Source organism: Agarivorans sp. TSD2052, from assembly GCF_023238625.1.
Lineage (GTDB): Bacteria > Pseudomonadota > Gammaproteobacteria > Enterobacterales > Celerinatantimonadaceae > Agarivorans.
The window spans coordinates 4,050,001-4,067,611 of the sequence record NZ_CP096670.1; the positions used below are offsets into that span (position 1 = coordinate 4,050,001).

Below are 17,611 nucleotides of genomic sequence, written 5' to 3' on the forward strand. Positions count from 1 at the left end.
GCCATAAGAAGTCAACCACCACTTGTAGGTCGGCCCAACTAACATCAGCCTTATACTTCACTTGTTCTTCTGGACGACGGATTAAGTTCTTGTTGGTGTTTTGGTCTTTGGGATCAAGGTATTCAACAATCACCCGATGATTTACCCAAGAGGTTGAAAAATCACCTTGAATTTCTATGCCTTGAATACGCGCATCACTGACATTGTCCGGCGTCCAAAGAGGCCATGTGTCAGGGGTACCACTGTAATCGTTATCACAGCGAGCTACACAGCCCCAAGCAATCAAGTTTTCGACATCATTGCGAAATACGTTAAATTGCCACTGACTACGGAGTAAGTCTAAAGCAAAACCAAACTCTGAGTTGGTCGAGGTTTCAGCTTTAAGATTGGGGTTTTCACTCCCAGGGTAATAGAGGTCATTAAAAGTAGGCGCTCTAAAAGCGGTGCCATGTAATACATTGAAACGTAAGTCAGACTGTAGTTGCCACGCCCAACCTAAGTTATAGGTGGTGTGGTCACCATAATGTTCGTTGTCGTCATAACGCGCACTCGCCTCTAAGATATGCACCAAATAGTCTGCTCGGGCGCCAATATGTGCCGCCTTGTTATCTCGGCTTGCTTGTTGGTATACCAAGCTAGAGCCTGAAATATCATCATTCTGATAATCTAGACCCCCTTGCAATAACCAGTTTTCATCAAGCTGATAAGCCAACAGCCAATTAGCTGCATTTCGCTCAGTCGTGTAGCGTTCAGGATTGTTGAAATCACTCGCTGGGGCACTGTCTGAACGGTCTTGGTGATAATTCAAACCCAGTTCACTGGTCCACTGATTGGCAGCGTAGTTTATACTTGCGCCATATACGGTCTGTTGGTGTTTATTGAGTGCTTTCGCACCTTGTATGTATTCAGATTCACTGTCATTGTGAATGGCAAAGACACGACCACGCCAAGCTTGATTAAATTGATGGTCAACACTAAATAGACCACCAAACGTCTCATAGCCGTAATCTTCATTTAGGTTGTCTTGAGGGCGAATATCATACCCATCACTTTGATCCGCACTAAGCACAAGATTATATTGAGTATTATCACCGATTAACCCAGTTGCTCGACCGGCAAGCTTAGCGCTATTTTGCGTACCTAAAGCCGCTTTTAATCCCAGTGATTCACTACCAAAATCTGGGCGAGTAATAATATTGATTACCCCTCCTACAGCGTCTGCGCCATAGATTGACGCACGAGCCCCGCGTATAATTTCAATACGCTCTACAAATTCTAATGGCAGTAATGACATTTGAGCACCACCACTAGTGGCGGTGTTAATACGTACACCATCGATGAGGTACAAAGATTGTGCAGAGCTTGAGCCGCGAATAAATACACTCTCGGCTTGGCCTTTACCGCCACTACGAACCACACTAATACCCACTTGCTGGTTCAGTACATCAACAATATCTTGAGCGCCGCTGCTGGCTATCTCATCACGGCTGATCACGGTAAGAGGAGCAATAACACTAGCGGCAGTTTGCTCCATTCTATTGGCGGTAACTACCACTGTAGGTTGTTGTTGGGGGGTTTCTTGGGCATAGCCAAAAGCTGGCGTAATAATGGCCAGTAACATAAGCTTGTTCATCGATCGTTCCTAATCTTCGCGTAGTACTTTGCTATTTATTAGCATGTGCGTTGTGGCAGGTATTCGGACTTAGAGGCTGGTTATTTGTACTACGGCTACGACTTCCCATTTGGTCATTCAAACAGTGTCTGGAGATCTTTAGAAAAGGTCACTCCCTGAGCTTTCGTTCCTCATTACCGCTGCGCGACAGTTCTGGATTTTCACCAGATTCCCTATTAGGCCTAAACATGACACGTTTAGGCACCACAGCGAGCGAGATTATAAGCTAGCCCTTATATGATTGATAGCACAAAGCAACGAGCATTAGCTGAACTTGAAATTAACTAATATTGTTGGCAGAACTGGCTTGATTAGTAGGGGTATTGTTAAACAGTGCTACGGCCTCAGCCATTCTGTCAGCGAAGCCTTTGAAGCGTTCAACATCTGCGTGCTTGTCTTTCTCTTCCGCTGGGCTTGAAATCGGCAATATTCCCGCTAACAATGCTTCGGTAGAAGATTGAGGCTCAGCAAACAAAGCACTCACCTTGGCTTGTATATCTTGCCATGCTGATAAGAACTCACTGAGATCAGGTACTAAGTCTGAACCACCCGCTGGCTTGTCGGCAGCCTGCTGGTAAGCCTGAGTAACCGCAACACTCTGTTGCTGCTGAAAGTTAACCGCAAAACCCACCAACTGTTGCTCATCAAACCCAATGTTAAGGGCTTGATCAAAAGCCTTATCTAAATCGCCAGAGAAGAACTGTTGGCCCACTTCATCAACTTGTTTAATCAAATCAGCGATCGCGGCTAGCTCATCATCGTTTAAGTCACCTTCGACCGAAAAACTAAATTGTTGTTGGGAAGCAAAGGAAGCCTGAATAGATGAGCGCCCTTCTGTATAGCTAGCGGCTAATTGAGAGCCATAGCTGATGGTGACGATATCCCCCTCGGCCGTTTCTAATTCCATACTGGCAGATTGAGAATTAGACATAGCCAATTGATTATAAATAGGCGCTGATTGGATTTCGTAATCACCGTCTTCAATTTTCTCTAAACCTTCTTGAATTAGGTCGTAGCTTTTATCAATGCCCTTCTCTAATTCTTCATTTAGAATACCTGCATCGCTAAGCTCTTCACGAGCCCCAGCAAAACCAACATCAATGCCTTTTCGAGCTTGAGCCATCATTTCTTCAAGTTTGTCGTCTGACATTCCCGACTGCTTGGCACTATTTAGCGAACCAGCCACAAAGTTAAGTACATTGCGGGCGACTTCTTCAGCGTCAAAAATACTAGGCTGTTCAGGCTTAGGTATTGTCACCGCCCCGTTAGCAATAGATAAGGTGTGCTTTTCAATTGAACTCAATAATACATGGCTGGCCACCGCGCCCTGCTGGGTCAAGCTTGCTTTATCATCAGCAAGGCCATTGCTCTTAGCAATCGAAGGTGTTGATTGCTGCAATAGACGCTCAGCATATTGTTGAATGGGCGTTTTGCCCAAGCCATTTAGTTCATTCATAAAGCCCCCATGGATTTACCCTAGTCTCTGCGTATCGGCACGTTAAATTAAAACTTTAGAAATATTATCACTATTATTGTAGATAAACTGGACAAGCACGCGATGCGCCTTTAAATTGCGCTCCTTGCTAGATTTAGAGGAGCGGTCATGAGCGCTATTGCATACTACCCAGAACAGTACCAAGATCTCTTGGCCGAGAAAGTCGCCAAACGTCGCGAACAGTTTGCTGAGTTTTCACCACCAGAGCCCAGCATTTTCGGTTCTCCAACTAAACATTACCGGATGCGTGCCGAATTTCGCATATGGCACGAAGGTGACGATCTCTACTACATTATGTTTGACCAGAAAACCAAACAGAAATTTAGAGTAGACAGTTTTCCCCCCGCCAGCGAAATTATCAACCGCCTAATGCCTTTGCTGATTGAGCAATTAAAGTCTAATACCTTATTGCGCTACAAATTATTTCAAGTGGATTTTTTGTCGACTTTGAGCGGCGAAGTCATTGTGAGCATGCTTTACCACAAAGCCATTGATGAACAATGGCGGGAAGCAGCCAAACTATTAAAAGAAGAACTCAGTAAGCAGTTCTCTATTCAACTGATTGGTCGTTCGCGTAAACAGAAAATGTGTTTGGAGCAAGATCGGGTCGATGAAGTGCTCACTGTTAATCAACAGCAGATCACTTATCAGCAAATTGAGAATAGCTTTACTCAGCCTAACGCGGTGGTAAATCAACACATGTTGGAATGGGCACAACAAGCGACTAACAATAGCCAAGGTGATTTATTGGAGCTGTATTGTGGTAATGGTAACTTCTCGCTGGCTCTGGCGAAAAACTTTAATCGAGTACTGGCTACCGAAATAGCTAAACCGTCGGTTGAAGCTGCACAATACAACATCAAAGCCAATGCCATTGATAACGTGAAAATTTTGCGTCTGTCGGCAGAAGAGTTTACTCAAGCCATGTTAGGTGAGCGCGAATTTCGCCGCTTAAAAGAAGCCGATGTGGATTTAACCAGCTACCAATGCAATACCATTTTAGTTGATCCACCACGAGCAGGTTTAGACGATGCTACCTTAGGCATGGTGCAAGCCTACGACAACATTGTATACATATCTTGCAACCCAAATACTCTATACGACAACCTCAGCACCCTGAGTAAAACTCACAAGATTAGTCATTGGGCGCTGTTTGATCAGTTCCCTTACACTGACCACATTGAGGTTGGCGTCTACCTACAACGCCGATAAACAACCCATCAGCGATTAAGGTGCTTAATCGCTGATTTCCTTCAATGTGAAATTACAACCAGCCCCGATCGGTCTACAGTTGATAATAGCCACAATGCAAGGACCGCTTATGTACCGCCTATTCATAATTAGCTTTACCTTACTATTCAGCTTAAACAGCTTTACCGCCGAGCCAGTTAGTACCAGTTATTGGGGGGATAAAGCGGTCGGTGGAACAGATGTACTCAGTTACCATAGCGCCGCTCAGGCCGGAAATAGAACAATTGTTGAAGGCTCGGCCCGTTTCAAAGTTCGCTGGAATGAGGCCGACTGGTATTTTGCGAGTCAGCAAAGTGCCGATAAATTTGCCAGTGGGCCTGAGCGTTATCGCCCGAGATACAACGGGTTTTGCTCAAATGCCCTGTCGCTAGGAGAGGGGTTAATTAGCACTAACGGCCAAGTGTGGGAATTTTTTAACGGCGAGTTACACTTATTTTTTGCTGAACGAGGTCGCCAGCGTTGGTTAACTGGCGACTGGCAAAGCTATCAACGCACTGCCGACCAAGCTTGGCAGCAAGCACTAAACAATTAGCGCTTAAAGCCTCCCACTTTAAACATCAACCACAGTCCAATGGCTAAACAAACAAGAAGTAATACGATATTACTGCCAATATCGGGAAATTCGGCCCTTAACATGGCTGAATAACCTAAGGCTCCAAGTAAGAATGCCGCCACGCTAGTAATCGGCGAATCTTCACTGAGGTCTTGATGCATGTACATTTGATAGAGCTGCATTACCGCTAACACAAAAGCAATAATAGGAAATATTGAAAAACTCAATCCTGCTACAGCAAACTGAGCAAGACTCGCATTGCCACTCAAGCCTGCAACAAACGATAGTAATAATAGCGATTTTCTTACTTTCATATTGACGACCTCTTAACTTAGGGTTTCAGAGCGGTTATATAAAGCCGCACCTTTGGCTACGATTCGTAACTGTTTAATGGTTTTTTGAGATAGCTGCTGACGATCATGCTCCGCTAAATCAAGCGCTGAAGCGCCTGCGTTAAATACTAAGATAACCATTGCTTCAGCTTGCATTTGCGCGTCCTCTCGCGGGCAGCGGTATTGGAGCTCAAGATAATCGGTTAACTCTGCAATGAAATGAGCGATTTCTCTGGCTACCGCAGCCCGAAAAGCTGGTGAAGTGCCTGAACGTTCGCGCAGCAATAAGCGAAATATATTCGGATTATTAAACACAAACTCCATAAATGTTGCGACCGACGTGCCAATAACGCTGCCGCCAGAGGCGATGATCCGTTGACGAGCTTGGCGCATCAGTTGGCGTAAAGTTAGTCCCCCTTCATCCACTAAGGTTAAGCCTAGCTCTTCCATATCAGAAAAATGACGATAAAAAGACGTTGGCGCAATACCCGCTTCACGGGCGACTTCTCGCAAACTTAAACTGGATAAACTGCGCTCAGCACTCAATTGACTAAATGCAGCGTCAATAATCGCTCTACGGGTCTTTTCTTTTTGCTGCGCTCTTACACCGCTCATTACTTCTCCTCTTTATTCCCTAGAGCATAATACCTTGAGCGAAGAAAAAGCCAAATTTAAGATCCTTAATCCAACCGCATTGCCCCTACAACAAATACAGTCCATTTACAAACAAGACATGAAAAGGATTTCATATCTTGTGAAAGATCTCAATAAAACCAAAGATGCGAGCTGGGTCAATTTTTCATCAACTTGAAAACGATACCAAGTATCTAGATGGCCTACGCTGTGATTTACTCAAGCTATATAAGATGTACCTAGCAAGGAAGAGTTATGAATTGGTCTAAAAGTGCTATCTCAATGGCAGTTGTATTTGGGTTAAGTGCCTGTGGTGGTGGTGGTGATGGTGGTGGCACAACACCTCCATCAGATTACGAATACCAAGCTTATGCGTGTGATGCAGCTATTTATGAAAAAGCGAAAGAACTGCGTATTTACCAAGTAATGACCGAAGCGTTCATCGATGGTGACTCTAACCATGACTATAACGATGGTTACGGCACTAGCCACCACAAGGGTGATCTTCAAGGTATCATTGACTCATTAGATTACATTCAAAGCCTAGGTATGAATGCGATTTGGATGACCCCAATTTTTGACTCAGAGGGTAGCTCTAAGCTTGATGCAACAGGCTACTTTACTCGTAACTACTTTGAAATCGACCCTAATTTTGGTACCAAAGCGCAAGCTAAAGAATTAGTTGATAAAGCACATGCAAAAGGTATGTACGTTATTTTTGATGGCGTATTTGGTCACCATAAAGGCAGTGTTACTCCGTCTCCTAACGGCCTAACACCTTCTGGTAGTGACAACCCAGTAAGTTACCCGGGTACCGATAACGACACCTTAGAGTTCTACAAAGAAGTGGCTAGCTATTGGGTCACTGAACTAGGTATTGATGGCTGGCGTTTAGACCAAGCTTACCAAGTTCCGGTTGGCGCATGGGGAGAAATTCGTAAATCGGTAGAAGATGCCTCAAAAGCAACCACTTACACCATGAATGGCGAAAGCGTTAACCCTCTCGCTTACATGGTTGCTGAGATTTGGGATGGTGGCGGTAGTCAGATTCGTGATGAAGGTTACGGCCCAGAAGCAGCACCAGGCGTATGTTCGGCCTTTGATTTTCCAATGCGTTATAGCATTACTCAAACCTATGCCGTAGAAGAAAATGGCAGTGGAGGTCGCGACGCAACCAATTTAAATGCTGCGTTCAACGCTCAAATAGCCAACCCAGACCACGCCGTACCCAATGGTTTTATTGGTAACCATGACTTAGTTCGTTTTGGTGATTTATTACAGCGTGGCGACATTGCTCAACCAAACCAACAAGAATACTGGGCTCGCCATAAAGCAGCTTATGCTTTCTTAAGTGCTTATTCTGGTCCCATTACCATGTATTACGGTGAAGAAATTGGCGACGAAGTCCCCGGATTTGCAGACCAAGTAGGTAACACAACTTGTGCTGACCAAGGTCTCTGTGACGATCACGTTGCCCGTAACAGTGGTAAAGTGGAAGGTTTAGCCAGCGAGCAAGGCGGTGCAGTATTTAACGCTGACGCCAGTCAAGCCGATTTACGGGACTACATCAGCGCTCTGATGACTCTGCGTGCTGCTAACCCTGCACTGTATAAAGGTGAGCGCATCGCTATTAGTCATGATGACGCCGCCAGTGTGTTCTTCGACCACAAGCAATATGAAGACAACACCATACTATTTCTAAACAACACCAGTACTAACAGCTTTACTATTGATGTCACCGGTGAAGATATTGGTAGTGATGGTCAACTGCGTAATATGCTGACCAACGAAACCATCGATATCGCATCGGGTGGTTACAGCATCGACATCGAGGGTTTTGAATCACTATTCCTTGAAGTACTGTCGGCAACTGCTGAAGGCCCGCAACAAGGCAATGGTGGAAGCTTGATCGGCACTGGTCCTTTAGCTGACTGCAGCGCACCTGACGTTGCTGGCAATGGCCCTCTTGATAAAGAGATGTGGATCCGCGGTAACTATAATGGTGGTGATGGCTTTGGTGCGACACCAGATAGTCACAAATTTAGCTACAAAGGTGACAACATTTACCAAGTCGTCGTCACTGAATCTGCGACCACATCATTTGGTTTCAAGTTCGCTGCCGCTGATTGGAGCTCAGAATTTGCAACGGCTACAGGCGTAGCAGTTATCGCAACAGAGCAAGCAATGTCAATTGCCGCCGGTGAGGGCACTGAATCAAGTCTTGTGATTCCTGAAGCCGGTGATTATGTTTACAGCTTTGAAATCAATGATGCCTTAACTGGCGGAACGATGATGATAAGCAAGTGTGAGTAGTAACATTAAGAAGGCGGTGTCATTACCGCCCTCTTGAGATAGGTTGTCTAGAGCCTTTAATACTAGAACGAAGGTTATCCTTCAAACGTTTGTTAAACACCCTTTTGTACCCTTATTTTGCCTCCTTTATGGAGGCTTTTTTTTGTTTTAAATATTCCGCTGTTTAACTTAGTGCGCTACACAAACTCACTAAATCTGCTTGCAGTGCTCCGGCGGTCACTTCTCTGCCAGCGCCAGGGCCTTGAATGACCAAGGGGTTTTTCTTGTACCACTGGCTCTCTATGGCAAAGATATTGTCACAAGGCTTTAAGTTGGCAAACGGATGTCGCTCATCAATGCTTGCTAAGCCTACCTCAGCCTGCCCTTGAGGGTTTATCTTAGCCAGAAAACGAATCACCTTGCCTTGTCGTTTAGCATCATTGTAGGCTTGCAGCATAGGCTCATCTAACTCCACCATCGCATCAAGAAAATCTTCAAGCGCTAAGCCCGCTAAACGTTCAGGCACCAAAGACTGTAGTTGAATATCATCAAGCTCTAATGAAAAACCTGCTTCACGAGCCAAAATGAGCAGCTTACGTTGCACGTCGTTCCCGGATAAATCTTCTCGCGGGTCGGGTTCTGTTAGGCCTTGGTTAAGCGCATCCGCCAACAACTCAGAAAAGGCCACTGAGCCATCATACTGTTGGAACAACCAGCTCAAGGTGCCAGAAAATATCCCCGATATAGCCAGAATCTGATCACCCGCTTGGCGCAAGTGCTGAATACTAGATTGCACCGGTAAACCAGCGCCAACCGTGGCATTGCTCAACCAATGTGAACCGTGATCAGCAAAGCTGGTTTTAAGGGCTGTGTAATTTGCTTGTTCACTGGCGCCCGCATGTTTATTGGCGGTAATCACATGAAAACCTCGGCGCGCAAACTCGCTATAATATGCGCTTACCGATTCACTGGCAGTAATATCTAAAACGACCAGTTCATCATAAGGGTGGCGGCTAAGCTTATCGAACAGATCAGGCCAAATCAGTGTAAGGTTTGGTTCGCCCGTCAAGGCTTGCTTGGCATCTAAGCCTGTAAAATCTAATTGACCACGTTGGCTAGAAAACACGCCGGCTAGACTCAAACTTAATGGGTAGCGCTGCTCTAATTCTGCTTTTTGCTCAGCAAACAAACTTAGCCATTGGCTACCTATGTTGCCTTTACCAAATACCACTAAACCTAGCTTACGTTTTTGTTTAAACAAGTTGGTGTGCAACTCTTTAAGCAAGGGCTCTAAAGTGATTTTTCGAACTACCGCACACAAGCTCAACTTATCGGCACTCGAATGAATAAACTCGAGAGGCTGCTCAGCTAACTGCTGAAAAAATTGGTAACACTGCTGCGGGTTATCACAGACACCTGCGCCAACCAATGCCACCAAACAATAGCCTTCGCTGCGCTCTACTCGCTGCACCTGAAACTGGGCAGCCAAGTGATCAATGCGTGTTAAGGCTTCATCCACTAACTCACGGGTATAGGCCATGCGTAAAGAGCCCGTTTCACTATGCTTGTGGCGAGTAGCTGGAGCCAAATGATTCTTTGCTAGCTCTGCTAATAAACCAGTAGCATGGCGACTAAAATCTTGCTTAAAAGTCAGCTCAAGTAACACGATATCGTCTACTGAGGTGACAATTTTAGCCGCGTTACTTTTTATACCTTTGCGATAGATAAGGGTTTGCCCATCTTTCGGAGCATAGCTACAGCGCAGATTCACTTTTTGTCTAGAACGAGCCAAGGGCTCTAACGTTCGCGCATGTAACACCGAGCTACCAATGCGAGACAGTTCAGAGGCTTCATTCAAAGCCAACTGTTCTAACAGCTGCGCATCCTTTACTAGGCGCGGGTCAGCGCTGTAAATACCGGCCACATCACTCCAAATAGTGGTAGAGATGGCATCAGCCAAAGCGGCGAGTTCAGTAGCCGAATAATCACTGCCATTGCGCCCTAAGGTTACAGTACGCCCTTGGCTATCGCTACAAATGAAGCCGGTAACGACTATTCTACAAGCCGATTTAGCCGCTAAGCACTGTGCTAATAATGGCGCACTTTGTTCAACATCAACTTGAGGCTGAGCTGATAATTCCGCTTTAAAAAATTCTCGAGAATCTAACCATTCGGCTTGGCAGTCTAATTCGCTGAGTAATGCTGCTAACAAACGGGCTGACCAGCGTTCGCCAAAAGACAACAGCTGGTTAATATTAAAGGTACTGAGCTCGCCCTCTAATACACTGGCAATTTGATGATGCTCACGATCTAAAGCGCTGACAATTTGCTTGGCCTTTTGCTCAGTTAATAACTCATTAACTAACTTAGATTGAAACTCAATAAGCCCTTTTAGAGCCTCGCCCGTAGCATCATCTGCTTGCTTGGCTAGCTCAATGATCTTCAGTAAACGATTAGTCGTTTTACCGGCTGCTGACACAACAATAAGATCATGGGGCTGAGAATGTTCAGCAACAATATTGGCAACGCGCTTAAAACAACCCGCATCGGCCAAACTGCTACCGCCAAATTTATGAACATGCCTATTTACTGACACTGAATACCTCTCTACAACTTTTAGCCAAACTTAAAGTTTGGCAAAGGCCTGCTGTAAGTCATTAACTAAATCTTGGGCGTCTTCTAAACCCACCGACACGCGTAATAGCTGATTAGAAATCCCTGCCTCTGCCAAGGCGTCACTCGACATGGCGGCATGTGTCATGGTCGCAGGGTGGGCGATTAAACTCTCTACTCCACCTAACGACTCGGCCAAGGAAAACAGCTGCAACGCTTTCAAAAATTTCACCATTTGGCTCTCATCTAAAGCCAATTCAAAACTCAACATAGCACCAAAACCACGCTGCTGGCTTTGCGCTAGCGCATGGCCCGGGTGCTCAGGTAAACCAGGATAATAAATGTTGCCCACAGCGCTTTGCTGCTGCAAACACGCCACAATGGCTTGTGCATTTTCCTGATGGACATTCATTCTGGCCTTGAGAGTCCGTAAGCCACGCAAGGTGAGATAGGAATCAAAGGCAGAGCCAGTTAAGCCCAAACAATTAGCCCACCAAGCTAGCTGCTCGGCTAACTCATCAGTGGCCGCTACGACCATTCCGGCCACCACGTCAGAGTGGCCATTTATGTATTTAGTGGCCGAATGCACCACAATATCTGCGCCTAACAAAATAGGGGTTTGCAGGGCTGGCGATAAGAAGGTGTTATCTACCACCACCAAGGCCCCCACAGCATGTGCTTGCTCGGCAATAGTCTTAATATCAACAATTCGCAATAAAGGATTACTTGGCGTTTCTAGCCAAACAATTTTAGGTTTTTTGGTTAATAGCTCAGCCAGTGCTGACGAATCATTTTGATCTACAAAAGCCACTTCAAAAGCACTTTTCTTAGCCAGACTATCAAATAAGCGGTAACTGCCGCCGTAGCAATCATGAGGAGCAATCAGTAAATCACCCGGCTCTAATAAGGCTGTAACCAAGTTAATCGCCGACATACCGGTATTGGTAATGACCGCGCCCGCGCCATGCTCTAAATTGGCAATGGCTTCGGCCAAAATGTGGCGTGTAGGGTTGCCTGAGCGGCTGTAATCAAATTGGCGTTTCTGGTTAAAATCAGCAAAGCTGTAGTTGCTCGACAAATAAATGGGCGGAACTACTGCGCCGTGCTGGCTATCACTTTCAATACCGCTGCGCACTGCTATGGTGGCTGCTTGAAGATCTTTTAAAGACATTTGCTGATTTACTCCCTCAATTTATCCTGCCACTTTACCACCAGCAAAAAAGACGTCAACACTTCTAGACGTCTAAATGTCTTTGCTGTTGGATTGCTAAGTGGCTTTTCCCCCGTTACAATAGGGTCTCTTTGGTTTAGTGTGTATTGTAGTATGTCGACAGAATGGAACGGTGAGTGGATCAGCCCTTACGCTGAACACGGTAAAAAAAGCGAACAAGTTAAGAAAATCACAGTATCTATACCTCTTAAGGTTTTAAAGATATTGACTGATGAACGTACCCGCAGACAAATTAATAACTTGCGTCACGCCACCAATAGCGAATTGCTTTGCGAAGCTTTTTTACATGCCTATACTGGTCAGCCCCTGCCCGATGATGCCGACTTACAAAAAGATAAGCCAGATCCGGCCTTAGAAAAGGCCGCCCTAGCAGAACTCAATAAAGAAGATTAGAAAAAGCCGCTGTTAGAGCGGCTTTGCTTTAACTGCATGCCAATGAATTTAGTCTTAAGACTACGGCTGCTTTCTTTAATCTGCTTGTTGTCATTTATTGCGCGGTCGTTTTTTGCCACTGCGATTAGCCACCTTGGGCTGACGACTTCCTCGCCCTTTAGCTCGGCCTTGCGGTTCTGGGTCTGGCTCAAAATTGCCATATTCGTCATCATCATCCGATATATTCACGGCTTGCTTCGGTTTGGGCTTGGGCGCAAAGCCAGGGACAATGTCATGTTTGAACTTCAGGCCCGTTAAGCGCTCTATTGCTCTCAACTGTTTAGTTTCATCCTCACTAAACAGTGAAACCGCTAAACCAAAGCTGCCAGCTCGACCAGTACGACCAATTCGGTGCACATAGTCTTCTGCTACATAGGGCAGATCGACGTTAATCACACAAGACAGTTGACTAACATCTATACCTCGAGAAGCAATATCAGTAGCAACTAACACTGCAACACTGCCGTCTCTAAACCCTTCTAAAGCTAATGTACGAGCATGTTGGGTTCGGTTAGCATGGATAGAAGCGGCACTAATGCCAGCCGTTTCAAGCTGAGAGGCTAAACTGTCAGCACCCAGTTTAGTACGACTAAACACCAACACTTGAGGCCAATTATTACGCTTAATAAGGTGAATCAGCAGCTCACTTTTACGCGCTTTGTCTACCGGATGGAGACGCTGCTTAACCGAATCAACCGTGCTGTTTGCGGCGGCAACTTCAATCAACAGCGGATTATTGAGCATACCGCTCGCCAGCGATTTGATCTGTTTTGAAAAGGTCGCTGAAAACATCAAGGTTTGACGTTTGCTAGGCAGTACACTTTGGAGGTAGCTCATCTCGTCGATAAACCCTAAGTCCAGCATACGGTCGGCTTCATCTAACACCAAGATCTCAAGCTGATCGAAGCGAATCGCTTGCTGCTTGTATAGATCAATCAAACGGCCAGGGGTGGCAACCAAGATATCTACACCCGCTTGCAACTGTGTTATTTGCGGTTCTATCCTCACCCCCCCCATCACCGCCGCTGATTGAATATTCATATGACGGCTGTAGTTTTGTACATTCATGAGCACTTGAGTGGCAAGTTCTCGAGTGGGAGTAATAACAAGTGCACGAACCGAGCTAGCCTTCGGGCTAGCAGCGCCAGATAACAACTGTACCATCGGTAGGGTAAAACCCGCTGTTTTACCGGTACCCGTTTGTGCCACCGCCATAACATCACGTTGACTCAGTACCGCCGGAATCGCTTCGAGTTGGATCGGTGTTGGTTTTGTATAACCTTGTTCAGCAACACTTTTCAACAGCGCACTACACAAGCCTAGTAACTCAAATGACATAGAAAAACCTCGGTTACAGCAGCACCGCTTCGTCAGTCTAAGCAAGGCTGTTTAACGGTGGTCGAACGCTTTTAGGGCTCAAGTGCTTTAGCTAATCGTGCGGCCAGCCACAGCAACATTGACACCAACAGAACTAGCCAAGGGTTGTCGATTCGGCTTAAGCGAGCAATCTACAACGCTAAAGATAAAACGGGCTGATAAGACTGTAATATATAACCGCTAAACGCCCCTTGCAGATTATCTAGCAATGAAACTTACTTCTGAAGCTGCTCTTTGGCGGCTTCAACTTTCGAGAAATCTAAACCTAACTCGTTTACCGCTTCTTTAATCAAAGCGGGGTTTTGCATCACCTGGCCGAGCATAAGTTGAAGTTTTTCTTGAGGTAAGCCCAACTGAGAGATCGTTGCCATTGCTGCAAGAGGATTGTCTGTCAGCGCTTGAAACACCTCGCCGATCTGTTGGTCACTAATATTGTTCTCTTTCAACATTGCAATAATTGGGTTCATCACATTACCTTTAAACACTAAACAAAATAAGGGAGCAGTCTACCATTTGACTGAATATGATGACACTGACAACCACCACCTTGTTAACCCGGTTAACGCAGTCTCTATGATTCAGCATCATTCGCTTATCTCAAGTTGAACGGCCTGTTATATTGCTTTGCAAGTCTTCTTGTTCTTTAGCGATTGATTATGAATAAACTGGCCACTGTATTCGCAGCAGTCTTTCTTGGCTTTATTTTGTGGGTTATTTATTTAGCGAATACTGGCGGCTCTAGCGTGTTTTTTTAACTTTGTAGCCTCGTTTCCTTATGGCGACAAATTAGGCCACTTTTGCCTTTTTGGCACACTCACGTTTATCTTGGTGATCGCCCTGAAGTTTCGCGTTTTAGCCATTGCGAGTGTTCGGCTTTATTGGGGAGCTATTTTGGTGACTATATTTGCCCTTGGTGAAGAGCTCAGCCAAGCATTTATACCGCATCGCACGTTTGACCTTATCGACGCCTCGGCAGACATGCTCGGCATAGCCATCGCTTCTATGTCTTGTTTTCTAATCAATCGTTACTATGCGAATCAGCAAAGTAAGTCACCGTTGTCACCGGGAGAAACTAAGCCTATCGCTTAGTCTGATTGAGCCCAGTGCTTTGCACTGTAAGGCGGTCGGACCTATACCAACATCAACTAGCGGCTTATTAAAGTAAGATATAAAAGCCGCCTAAGTCTAGGTGGGGAGCCAGAGGCATATCGCCTATTTAATACCGTGCTTTTCCAAGAAAGGTTTTACTCGTTCCATCAACATCGCTTGTTTAGATTGCGCCTCTTGCATGCCTACTTGGGCACCTACCTGCATTAAGTGGGCTGAATTTTCTAAGAATTTTTTACCGACTGGCGTTTGGTAAAACTTTGTAATCTCGATGATTTCATCATCAGTAAAGGTTTGTGTGTACAGCTCTTTCATATCATTAATGATTTTCGGACGGTCGATATCTTCATTAAACCAAGCACGAAAAATACCCTTAAGCTCTTCCTTACCCTCATTATCCAATCTAAATTGAGCGGTCATCTGATCAATGGTTGGCATCATGGCCTCGAATCCACCCTCAAACTGCTGGTCCATCTTCATAACCTTAAACATCTCATCGATTGGCGTTTCTTGAGCCATCGTAGGCGCCACAAAGGTTAAAACCATCAATGGTAATAGTAAATATTTGTTCACTTTCTATCCTTGTATATGGGTGCTGAGAAAAGTACTGATAAATCGTTGACTAACATTAACAAGCAAGTGGCAATAGTCCACATTTTAAAGTGATTTTAATCGCAATTTACCGGAGCGTGATACCCAGACTCACCTAAAACCCGGTGATGAGTGCATGAATAATTTGTCAGGTGCATTGCTGAATTTGTTTGATTAACCATTGAACACTCTCTTGGCTATCGTATAACTGATGAGTAAACATGCTTAACGATAGCTCGGGTATGCCCTCTGGTAGCTCAACGATGCGTACCGGTAGCATTTGTTCGAGTTCTTTGGCAATCCGTTGCGGCACACACATTAAGTTACGGGTATTGGCGGTGACCATTGCGCCCACCGCATAGCTTTGCACCGTCATTGAAATCTGCCGAGCTTGGTGCTGCGCCAGTAGCCATCGGTCGATGGGATCGGCACCCGAGTTAATTAAGGGTAGGTGTACCTGTGGCGTCTCTACAAAGTCTCTAAAGGTAAACTTTTCAGGAAAGTTGCTCTGTTGTTTGGACACAATGCCCACATAAGGATCGCTTAGCCAATGATAACGGTGATAATAACGCGGCATATTTTGCAATGTATCCACCCCTAACATCAGGTCTATTCGGCCTTGTTCTACCCGCTCCATTTGGATGTTTTCGGAAAGAATGTCTACCGCAATTCGTGCATTGGGTGCACTGTTCTCCATTTTTTTGCCCAATTTAGGCAGTGCATAAAACTCAAAGTAGTCGATAGCACCAATGTAAAACGTTTTGGCGTCGAGTAAGGGGTTAAATGGCTTCATTTTGGCTAAGGCCATGTCTATCGAACTTAGGCCCTTTTCAATATCAGGTAATAAGGCTTGAGCCAGCGGTGTTGGCTCCATGCCGGTGCGGGTTTTGATAAATAACGGGTTATCAAAACGATGACGCAGTTTAGACAAAATATGGCTAGCCGCTGACTGGCTCATAAACAGCTTTTGGGCGGCTTTAGATAAATGCCTTTCCCTTTCTAATACCACCAGCAGGCGTAGTTGATTTATATCTATGTCCACAGTTATCGATATCTCTCATATACAAATAAAAAAATAGCGTTTTTATAATAACCCTTTTTAAGATAAAAATGTTCCATAGTTTGCATCACCCGTATAGGAATTGGGATGAGAAAAGTCACTGTAGCCGCCACACAAATGTCTTGTTCATGGAACATAGAAGAAAATCTTGCCAAGGCAGAATATTTAGTAAGAGAAGCCGCCGCCAAAGGCGCGCAAATCATCCTGCTTCAAGAACTGTTTGAAACACCATATTTTTGTATTGAAATTGAAGAGTCATATCACAAGCTCGCCAGTTACTTAGAAGATAATTTGGCCTTTAAAAAGCTCTCTGAGTTAGCCAAGGAGCTAGAAGTGGTGTTGCCCTTCAGCTGGTTTGAAAAAGCGGGCAACGTGAAATTTAACTCTTTGGCGATGATTGATGCCGATGGTTCGCTGTTAGGCATTTATCGAAAAACCCATATCCCCGATAGTGATGGATATTTAGAGAAATACTACTTTAGCCCTGGCGATACCGGCTTCAAGGTTTGGAACACCCGTTATGCCAAAGTTGGCATTGGTATTTGCTGGGATCAGTGGTTTCCAGAAACCGCCCGTAGCCTCGCCTTACAAGGTGCCGAGTTAATATTTTTTCCAACCGCTATTGGCAGTGAGCCAAGCCAACCAGAGCTAGACTCTCAACCGCATTGGCAATGTGTGATGCAGGGGCATGCCGCTGCCAATCAGGTGCCAGTGATAGCCTCTAACCGAATTGGCTGCGAACAAGCAAAGTCTCGCGATCATCAAATCACCTTCTTTGGGTCTTCGTTTATTGCCAATTACACCGGCGAAGTACTGGCTAAAGCCAGCCGCGATACTCAAGAGGTACTCGTACACCAGTTTGATCTAGACGAGATTGAGTTTCAGCGCAGCGCTTGGGGGCTATTTAGAGATCGACGCCCCGAGCATTACCAACACTTATTAACCCTAGATGGTCAGTTAAAGGATTAGACG

The 17,611-nt window shown here is 45.3% G+C and carries 16 protein-coding genes and 1 riboswitch (1 of these 17 cut by a window edge); of the genes, 6 read left to right on the forward strand and 10 right to left on the reverse strand.

What is annotated here, in order from left to right:
• Positions 1-1,633, reverse strand: partial view of a TonB-dependent receptor domain-containing protein gene (locus M0C34_RS18530; RefSeq protein WP_248713133.1) — the 5' portion only. The gene continues 203 nt to the left of window position 1, outside the view; 1,633 of the gene's 1,836 nt are visible here — the first part of the coding sequence; it begins with the start codon at positions 1,631-1,633; the stop codon falls past the left edge of the window.
• Positions 1,634-1,670: 37 nt separating this feature from the next.
• Positions 1,671-1,896: riboswitch (cobalamin riboswitch) on the reverse strand.
• A gap of 56 nt (positions 1,897-1,952) precedes the next feature.
• Positions 1,953-3,128, reverse strand: coding sequence for a DUF5610 domain-containing protein (locus M0C34_RS18535; protein WP_248713134.1), 1,176 nt, complete (start codon positions 3,126-3,128; stop codon positions 1,953-1,955).
• Positions 3,129-3,275: 147 nt separating this feature from the next.
• Here M0C34_RS18535 and trmA point away from each other — a divergent pair, with 147 nt between their 5' ends.
• Together trmA and M0C34_RS18545 are read left to right on the forward strand one after the other, a co-directional pair.
• A complete protein-coding gene (trmA, locus tag M0C34_RS18540) occupies positions 3,276-4,379 on the forward strand; it encodes a tRNA (uridine(54)-C5)-methyltransferase TrmA (protein ID WP_248713135.1) in 1,104 nt (367 codons plus the stop codon).
• Between the two features lie 109 nt (positions 4,380-4,488).
• Positions 4,489-4,950 carry a YHS domain-containing (seleno)protein gene (locus M0C34_RS18545; protein ID WP_248713136.1) on the forward strand — a complete coding sequence of 154 codons (462 nt, stop codon included), beginning with the start codon at positions 4,489-4,491 and terminating at the stop codon, positions 4,948-4,950.
• Here the strand turns inward: M0C34_RS18545 and M0C34_RS18550 are convergent.
• Both M0C34_RS18550 and fabR read right to left on the reverse strand, forming a co-directional pair.
• On the reverse strand, positions 4,947-5,285 hold the full coding sequence (locus M0C34_RS18550) for a DUF1422 family protein (protein WP_248713137.1): 339 nt from the start codon (positions 5,283-5,285) through the stop codon (positions 4,947-4,949). The genes M0C34_RS18545 and M0C34_RS18550 overlap by 4 nt on opposite strands.
• Positions 5,286-5,297: 12 nt before the next feature.
• Positions 5,298-5,918 carry an HTH-type transcriptional repressor FabR gene (gene fabR / locus M0C34_RS18555; RefSeq protein WP_248713138.1) on the reverse strand — a complete coding sequence of 207 codons (621 nt, stop codon included), beginning with the start codon at positions 5,916-5,918 and terminating at the stop codon, positions 5,298-5,300.
• 273 nt (positions 5,919-6,191) lie between these two features.
• Between fabR and M0C34_RS18560 the strand changes: the two genes are divergently transcribed.
• Positions 6,192-8,249, forward strand: coding sequence for an alpha-amylase family glycosyl hydrolase (locus M0C34_RS18560; RefSeq protein ID WP_248713139.1), 2,058 nt, complete (start codon positions 6,192-6,194; stop codon positions 8,247-8,249).
• Between the two features lie 163 nt (positions 8,250-8,412).
• On the opposite strand, the gene M0C34_RS18565 is transcribed toward M0C34_RS18560, so the two are convergent.
• Together M0C34_RS18565 and metB are read right to left on the reverse strand one after the other, a co-directional pair.
• Complete coding sequence (locus tag M0C34_RS18565; RefSeq protein ID WP_248713140.1) at positions 8,413-10,824, reverse strand: bifunctional aspartate kinase/homoserine dehydrogenase II; 2,412 nt, start codon at positions 10,822-10,824, stop codon at positions 8,413-8,415.
• A 30-nt stretch (positions 10,825-10,854) separates the two neighbouring features.
• The gene (metB, locus tag M0C34_RS18570; RefSeq protein ID WP_248713141.1) at positions 10,855-12,012 is read right to left on the reverse strand and encodes a cystathionine gamma-synthase; all 1,158 of its coding nucleotides are present in this window, start codon (positions 12,010-12,012) and stop codon (positions 10,855-10,857) included.
• Between the two features lie 153 nt (positions 12,013-12,165).
• Between metB and metJ the strand changes: the two genes are divergently transcribed.
• Complete coding sequence (gene metJ, locus M0C34_RS18575; RefSeq protein WP_248713142.1) at positions 12,166-12,465, forward strand: met regulon transcriptional regulator MetJ; 300 nt, start codon at positions 12,166-12,168, stop codon at positions 12,463-12,465.
• Positions 12,466-12,555: 90 nt separating this feature from the next.
• Here the strand turns inward: metJ and M0C34_RS18580 are convergent, their stop codons facing one another.
• Complete coding sequence (locus tag M0C34_RS18580; RefSeq protein ID WP_248713143.1) at positions 12,556-13,842, reverse strand: DEAD/DEAH box helicase; 1,287 nt, start codon at positions 13,840-13,842, stop codon at positions 12,556-12,558.
• 254 nt (positions 13,843-14,096) lie between these two features.
• Positions 14,097-14,348: a DUF2999 family protein gene (locus M0C34_RS18585; RefSeq protein ID WP_248713144.1), complete on the reverse strand. Its 252-nt coding sequence runs from the start codon at positions 14,346-14,348 to the stop codon at positions 14,097-14,099.
• A gap of 361 nt (positions 14,349-14,709) precedes the next feature.
• Between M0C34_RS18585 and M0C34_RS18590 the strand changes: the two genes are divergently transcribed.
• On the forward strand, positions 14,710-14,970 hold the full coding sequence (locus M0C34_RS18590) for a VanZ family protein (RefSeq protein ID WP_248713145.1): 261 nt from the start codon (positions 14,710-14,712) through the stop codon (positions 14,968-14,970).
• A 123-nt stretch (positions 14,971-15,093) separates the two neighbouring features.
• Here M0C34_RS18590 and M0C34_RS18595 read toward each other — a convergent pair whose 3' ends face one another.
• Positions 15,094-15,561 carry a DUF2059 domain-containing protein gene (locus M0C34_RS18595; RefSeq protein ID WP_248713146.1) on the reverse strand — a complete coding sequence of 156 codons (468 nt, stop codon included), beginning with the start codon at positions 15,559-15,561 and terminating at the stop codon, positions 15,094-15,096.
• 166 nt (positions 15,562-15,727) lie between these two features.
• Positions 15,728-16,621, reverse strand: coding sequence for a LysR family transcriptional regulator (locus M0C34_RS18600; RefSeq protein ID WP_248713147.1), 894 nt, complete (start codon positions 16,619-16,621; stop codon positions 15,728-15,730).
• 105 nt (positions 16,622-16,726) lie between these two features.
• Between M0C34_RS18600 and aguB the strand changes: the two genes are divergently transcribed.
• A complete protein-coding gene (gene aguB / locus M0C34_RS18605; RefSeq protein ID WP_248713148.1) occupies positions 16,727-17,608 on the forward strand; it encodes an N-carbamoylputrescine amidase in 882 nt (293 codons plus the stop codon).
• Positions 17,609-17,611 lie beyond the last annotated feature (3 nt).

What these genes read in the sequence shown, in the direction of transcription:
- M0C34_RS18535 (WP_248713134.1), bottom strand. Translation starts at nt 3,128, where the DNA reads ATGAATGAACTAAATGGCTTGGGCAAAACGCCCATTCAACAATATGCT.
- M0C34_RS18580 (WP_248713143.1), bottom strand. Translation starts at nt 13,842, where the DNA reads ATGTCATTTGAGTTACTAGGCTTGTGTAGTGCGCTGTTGAAAAGTGTT.
- metJ (WP_248713142.1), top strand. Translation starts at nt 12,166, where the DNA reads ATGTCGACAGAATGGAACGGTGAGTGGATCAGCCCTTACGCTGAACAC.
- M0C34_RS18560 (WP_248713139.1), top strand. Translation starts at nt 6,192, where the DNA reads ATGAATTGGTCTAAAAGTGCTATCTCAATGGCAGTTGTATTTGGGTTA.
- aguB (WP_248713148.1), top strand. Translation starts at nt 16,727, where the DNA reads ATGAGAAAAGTCACTGTAGCCGCCACACAAATGTCTTGTTCATGGAAC.
- fabR (WP_248713138.1), bottom strand. Translation starts at nt 5,918, where the DNA reads ATGAGCGGTGTAAGAGCGCAGCAAAAAGAAAAGACCCGTAGAGCGATT.
- M0C34_RS18550 (WP_248713137.1), bottom strand. Translation starts at nt 5,285, where the DNA reads ATGAAAGTAAGAAAATCGCTATTATTACTATCGTTTGTTGCAGGCTTG.
- M0C34_RS18585 (WP_248713144.1), bottom strand. Translation starts at nt 14,348, where the DNA reads ATGAACCCAATTATTGCAATGTTGAAAGAGAACAATATTAGTGACCAA.
- trmA (WP_248713135.1), top strand. Translation starts at nt 3,276, where the DNA reads ATGAGCGCTATTGCATACTACCCAGAACAGTACCAAGATCTCTTGGCC.
- metB (WP_248713141.1), bottom strand. Translation starts at nt 12,012, where the DNA reads ATGTCTTTAAAAGATCTTCAAGCAGCCACCATAGCAGTGCGCAGCGGT.
- M0C34_RS18545 (WP_248713136.1), top strand. Translation starts at nt 4,489, where the DNA reads ATGTACCGCCTATTCATAATTAGCTTTACCTTACTATTCAGCTTAAAC.